The following is a 6476-nucleotide window of genomic DNA, read 5'->3' on the forward strand; positions in this document are numbered from 1 at the left end:
AACTACCCCGGAGAACAGGGGTCGAGAACGGTAAGTCACACAAAATCATGTCTACCGACTTATCTATTCGATAACTACCCCGGAGAACAGGGGACAAGAACTAAATTTTGAAACTCATGTGTTCCGTCGAATTCGTCATTCAATAACCACTTTGTATAAGAGTGGATAATAATTTATAATTTCGTAGTTAACTTGATTTACAAATACAAAAAATTTCATTTGCATTTAAAAGTAGAAATTAATTAGTTTAAATAATAAAAAAGTAGTGAAATTAATAAGATATTGGAGGAGGGATTAAATAGTGGAGAACATTGATGGCAATAAAATGAATAATATTTTAGATTGGGTTTATGAAAAAATTCTAAGTGGATTACCAGGAACTTATTCAGCCGAAGAATTATCAAATAAATATGTAGAAAAATATAAAGATGAAGACAAAGCTATTAATAAATTAGTAAAAGGACAGTTAAGTAAAACTGGAACTTCTGGTTTCATTACAGGCTTAGGTGGTATAGTTACACTACCAGTAGCACTCCCAGCTAATATAACTTCAGTTGTTTATGTGCAAATGAGAATGATTGCAGCCATTGCTTATATAAGAAGATATAGCTTAGAAAACGAAGAAGTAAAAACGTTAGTGTACTTATGTTTAACTGGACAAACAGCAAATGATATATTAAAAGATGTTGGAGTAAAAATGGCACAAAGTGTTGGTAAATCACAATTAAAAAGAATACCAAGTGATGTACTTCTTAAAATTAATCAAAAAGTTGGATTTAGATTGGTAACTAAATTTAGTGAAAAAGGATTAATTAATTTAGGAAAAATGGTACCAATGCTAGGTGGAGTTATAGGAGCTTCATTTGATATAGCTTCTACTAAAGCAATTGCAAAGATAGCTAAAAAAACTTTTACTTCAATTCCATTGAATGCTGATGAAGATGACGCGGATGTAGTCATCGTTTGTTAATAATAAAATAATAAATTTATCACGTACTATAAAAATAAGAGATTCTTTTGAAATATTGAAGCACTATAATAATTAATTAATTAAAAAAATAAATTTTCATTTTTATTAGAGGAGTAGTAGCATGGAAAAAATTAATGGTAATAAAATGATAGCCACGTTGGATTGGGCTTATGATAAAACGTTAAATGGTTTACCAGGAACTTTATCTGCGGAAGAATTAGCTAATAATTATTTAAAAAAACATAAAGATGAAGACAAAGCTATAAAAAAATTGGTAAAAAATCAATTGAGTAAAACAGGAACTTCTGGCTTCCTTACAGGTTTAGGCGGGATGATAACACTACCAGTAGCAGTACCAGCTAATATAGCTTCTGTTATTTATGTGCAAATGAGAATGATTGCAGCTATTGCTCATATAAGAGGTTATGATTTAAAAGATGATGAAGTAAAAACACTTGTATATCTATGCTTAACTGGGCAAACAGCAGGTGATATATTAAAAGATGTTGGAGTAAAGTTTGCACAAAATGTTGGAAAAGCCCAAATTAAAAGAATACCAGGAAGTGTACTAGTTAAAATTAATCAAAAAATAGGATTTAGATTAGTAACTAAATTTGGTGAAAAAGGATTAATTAATCTAGGAAAAATGGTTCCAGTTTTAGGCGGTGCAGTGGGAGCTTCATTTGACGTAGTTACAACTAGAGCAATTGCAGAGATAGCTAAAAAAACTTTTGAGCCATTTGATCAAGATAATGATAGAGTAAGAATAATTATTAACTAGAAAGTTAAATTAATGACTGTTTTTTAATAGTGTAAGTAAAAAATAGTCTATATATTTAGTTGTTGAAAAGAGGAATTAGTTTGTCAAAAAATATGACAAGAAGCACTTATAGTATGATGGGTTTGTCACTATTTTTGACAGCAATTTTCACCTTTGAACTACTGGTGTTATAGGCTTTAAACAGCTATCTAATCTATAACCACCCCGTAAAAGAGGGGACGAGAACGAATATTACTCCTAAAATACCTGCTACGATTAAGTAATCTATAACCACCCCGTAAAAGAGGGGACGAGAACCTGTTGTATAAACGTTAGTGTTTAAATAGTCCTCCATAATCTATAACCACCCCGTAAAAGAGGGGACGAGAACCAGCTAAAATTTTTCTTTCGTTTTCGTTTAAAATTAATCTATAACCACCCCGTAAAAGAGGGGACGAGAACATTTTCAACTTTTGCTATATGATATAATTCTTTTGCTAAATCTATAACCACCCCGTAAAAGAGGGGACGAGAACCTCATCTTGATGATCCCAATTGGCTTGGTTAAAAAGAAATCAATAACCTCCCGTAGAATTGAGAGCAAGTATTAAAAATATATTTGGTTTGATAAAATAATCTGCAAAAAAAGAGGAACAAAAAAATCAAGATTTAAACTGTAATTCATTGTTTTTGCAATTAATCAACATTCAATTTTTAAATAAGCAGAAACAAAAATAACTTTCATACAAATAATTTCTTTGAGATTAAGTTGGAATTAGAAAACTAATACTAAATACAAATAACAGTGAATGGAATGTATATTATTGAGGAATTTGATGCAGTGTAGTGCAATTTCGAGAGCTACTACTTAAGAAAATAAACAATAAGAATTAAATCTGAATCAAGATATAAAAATAAATATTTTTACCATAACTACATTAGTAAATACTTTATTATTTAGTATACGAATGAAAGCGAAGTAACAGCTAGCAATGCTCCAGATATAGGCATCAGTATTATGAAAGAACAAGATTACCATCTAGAAAATGTAACTTTTTTAAAACTGGAGATAAGGTAGATCATTCTGTGAGTTTTTATGTTAATAAGTCTGAACATGGGGATGTAGTATAAATACGGTTTAGTAGAAACTGGCACCAGAGCTGTGAGATTGACTATCAAGAATTAACTGAAGTAGGTTATTATCCATCAACAAAAACCCAAGATTTAACACTATCTATCTAATTATAGCGCGAATAATGAGGATTAAAAGTAAACAACTGACAATAGCGAATCAAAACAAAGTAAGAAATTACAAAATTTAAATATTATTCAAAGCAAATAATGAAACTCAAACACAAGTTACGAATAATACATTGCCAGAAACAGATGAACAGCCTAATTCCGATTCAGTCCAATAATAGCTTTTGTATTATTAGCTGCACGATCATTATTAACGATTTTAAAAAATTCAAAATTTAAATAAAGTTAATATTAAATAATAAAAACCCTCTAAGGTATTTGTTGAAAAAATAATAACTTTGAAAGTTTTTTAGCAAAATCACTGATAAGGGGAAGCGTATCACAAATAAAACTAAAAAATAGGTTGTATATAACTCACTTTGAAATTGATTGAATATATAGTAACTTTAATAGAATGCAGCTATTGTGGCGTAGAATATGAGAATCAAAAAATGATTAATATAGTTTGAAGAGAGTGAGCATAAATACTAGAAAAATGGCCAGTAAATGAGTTTGCTATAAACTCATTTACTGGCTTCTCTAATAATTATCAAGACAATTTTCGTTTCTAGGCATACTTTGAAATGCGCTATTTTCTTTAAGAATATTAATATATGACTTGTGTTGGTAATGATAACCTTGGTTAGAGTGTATTGTCATGTGATAGTTAAGATTAGATCTTTTAATTAAAACATTGTTTTAAACATCGATGACAAGGTCTAATGTAGGACGTGTAGATATAAGGTTCGGAATTATATAAATCCATAAAAGGAGATAAATTGAAAACCTTTATACCCTGGGTGGGTATATGTTATAGTATAAGTAACTTTACTATAACATTTTCATTAGGAGGGGTTAATTTGAATAATAATGGTGAAGAGCATAATCATCAAAATCACATGAATCATTCCAATCAAATGCATCATGATAACCATGCCTCACATCATCATAGTGGCCATGCACATCATCATGGAAATTTTAAAGTTAAGTTTTTTGTTTCATTAATTTTTGCAATACCTATCATTCTTTTATCGCCACTGATGGGTGTTAACTTACCTTTTCAATTCACATTTCCAGGTTCTGAATGGGTAGTGTTAATATTAAGTACAATTTTATTCTTTTATGGTGGTAAACCGTTCTTGTCTGGTGGTAAAGATGAAATTGCTACAAAAAAACCAGGCATGATGACCTTAGTTACCCTAGGTATCTCAGTAGCTTATATTTATAGCTTGTATGCTTTTTATATGAATAACTTTAGTAGTGCAACTGGTCATACAATGGACTTTTTTTGGGAATTAGCAACCTTAATTTTAATTATGCTATTAGGACATTGGATAGAAATGAATGCTGTCGGAAATGCTGGAGATGCTTTAAAGAAAATGGCAGAACTGTTACCTAATAGTGCTATTAAAGTTATGGATAATGGCCAACGCGAAGAAGTTAAAATATCAGACATCATGACTGATGATATCGTCGAAGTAAAAGCCGGAGAAAGCATTCCAACAGATGGTATTATCGTTCAAGGACAAACATCTATAGATGAATCCCTAGTCACTGGAGAATCTAAAAAAGTACAAAAAAATCAAAATGACAACGTCATCGGGGGTTCTATTAATGGGTCTGGAACAATACAAGTCAAGGTTACAGCTGTGGGAGAAGATGGATATCTTTCTCAAGTTATGGGACTTGTTAATCAAGCACAAAGTGATAAATCTAGTGCTGAATTGTTATCTGATAAAGTAGCGGGTTATTTATTCTACTTTGCTGTAAGTGTTGGCGTGATTTCTTTTATTGTCTGGATGCTCATTCAAAATGATGTTGATTTTGCATTAGAACGTCTTGTAACTGTGTTAGTCATTGCTTGTCCACATGCTTTAGGCTTGGCAATACCTTTAGTCACTGCACGTTCTACTTCAATTGGTGCACATAATGGTTTAATTATTAAAAATAGAGAGTCTGTAGAAATAGCTCAACATATCGATTATGTAATGATGGATAAAACTGGTACTTTAACTGAGGGTAACTTTTCTGTGAATCATTATGAGAGCTTTAAAAATGATTTGAGTAATGATACAATATTAAGCCTTTTCGCCTCATTAGAAAGTCAATCTAATCACCCATTAGCTATAAGTATTGTTGATTTTGCGAAAAGTAAAAATGTTTCATTTACTAATCCACAAGACGTTAATAATATTCCAGGTGTCGGATTAGAAGGTCTAATTGATAATAAAACATATAAAATAACAAATGTCTCTTATCTTGATAAACATAAACTTAATTATGACGATGACTTGTTTACTAAATTAGCTCAACAAGGTAATTCAATCAGCTATTTAATTGAGGATCAACAAGTCATTGGCATGATTGCTCAAGGAGATCAAATTAAAGAAAGCTCAAAACAAATGGTAGCTGATTTACTATCAAGAAATATTACACCAGTCATGCTTACAGGTGACAATAATGAAGTGGCACACGCTGTCGCAAAAGAATTAGGTATTAGTGATGTCCACGCACAACTCATGCCAGAAGATAAGGAAAGCATTATAAAAGATTATCAAAGTGACGGTAATAAAGTCATGATGGTCGGAGACGGTATCAACGATGCGCCGAGTCTTATAAGAGCCGATATTGGTATAGCAATTGGTGCAGGCACAGATGTTGCAGTGGATTCAGGTGATATCATACTTGTTAAAAGTAATCCATCAGATATTATTCATTTCTTGACCCTTTCAAATAATACTATGAGAAAAATGGTGCAAAACTTATGGTGGGGTGCAGGTTATAATATTGTTGCTGTACCTTTAGCAGCTGGTATTTTAGCATTTATCGGCTTGATTTTATCACCTGCAATAGGTGCTATTTTAATGTCACTAAGTACGGTTATTGTTGCAATTAATGCCTTTACATTAAAATTAAAATAAAAGATAGGAGTTTTATTATGATTAAAAAATTATTTTTTATGATATTAGGATCATTACTAATATTATCAGCTTGCTCCAATAATGATGAAAAAGATAAAGACACTAATGACCAAAAAAGTGAGAGCCATATGAAGCATAATGATGAAAGTAAAGTTCCAGAAGATATGAAATCGACTAATGAGGGTGAATTTAAAGTGGGAGATAAAGTAACGATTACAGCAGGGCATATGCCAGGTATGAAAGGTGCAGAAGCTACTGTAAAAGGTGCGTATAAAACATATGCCTATGTTGTAAGTTATAAACCCACAAATGGAAATGAAAAAGTAAACAATCATAAATGGGTCGTAAACGAAGAGATTAAAGATGCACCTAAAGATGGATTTAGTAAGGGCGATACTGTTAAATTAGAAGCAAGTCATATGTCTGGTATGAAAGGTGCTACAGCCAATATAGATAACGTGAAAAAGACTACTGTTTACGTAGTTGATTACAAATCCAAAGATAATGGTAAAATCATTAAAAATCATAAATGGATGACAGGAAATGAGCTGAAAGCACGATAAAAAGATAAAGTCCGTATAATTGT

At 31.2% G+C, this 6476-nt stretch carries 4 protein-coding genes and 1 CRISPR repeat array; all 4 genes read left to right on the forward strand.

Translation table 11 applies throughout. The features are described 5' to 3' along the window. Positions 1-301: 301 nt before the first annotated feature. The 4 genes from KA873_RS12430 (at position 302) to KA873_RS12445 (ending at position 6453) form a co-directional block, all read left to right on the forward strand. On the forward strand, positions 302-970 hold the full coding sequence (locus KA873_RS12430) for an EcsC family protein (protein WP_348634406.1): 669 nt from the start codon (positions 302-304) through the stop codon (positions 968-970). Between the two features lie 121 nt (positions 971-1091). Further along, positions 1092-1751: an EcsC family protein gene (locus KA873_RS12435; RefSeq protein ID WP_204187204.1), complete on the forward strand. Its 660-nt coding sequence runs from the start codon at positions 1092-1094 to the stop codon at positions 1749-1751. 189 nt (positions 1752-1940) lie between these two features. After that, positions 1941-2266: direct repeats of the CRISPR family, unit length 37 nt; unit sequence TAATCTATAACCACCCCGTAAAAGAGGGGACGAGAAC. Between the two features lie 1563 nt (positions 2267-3829). Next, entirely contained in the window at positions 3830-5890 is a 2061-nt protein-coding gene (locus KA873_RS12440; RefSeq protein WP_210140531.1) for a heavy metal translocating P-type ATPase, read from the forward strand. A gap of 17 nt (positions 5891-5907) precedes the next feature. Further along, a complete protein-coding gene (locus tag KA873_RS12445; protein WP_000592150.1) occupies positions 5908-6453 on the forward strand; it encodes a YdhK family protein in 546 nt (181 codons plus the stop codon). The last annotated feature ends 23 nt before the right edge of the window (positions 6454-6476 follow it).

It is taken from the genome of Staphylococcus sp. GDY8P45P (assembly GCF_017892745.1).
Taxonomy (GTDB): domain Bacteria; phylum Bacillota; class Bacilli; order Staphylococcales; family Staphylococcaceae; genus Staphylococcus; species Staphylococcus cohnii.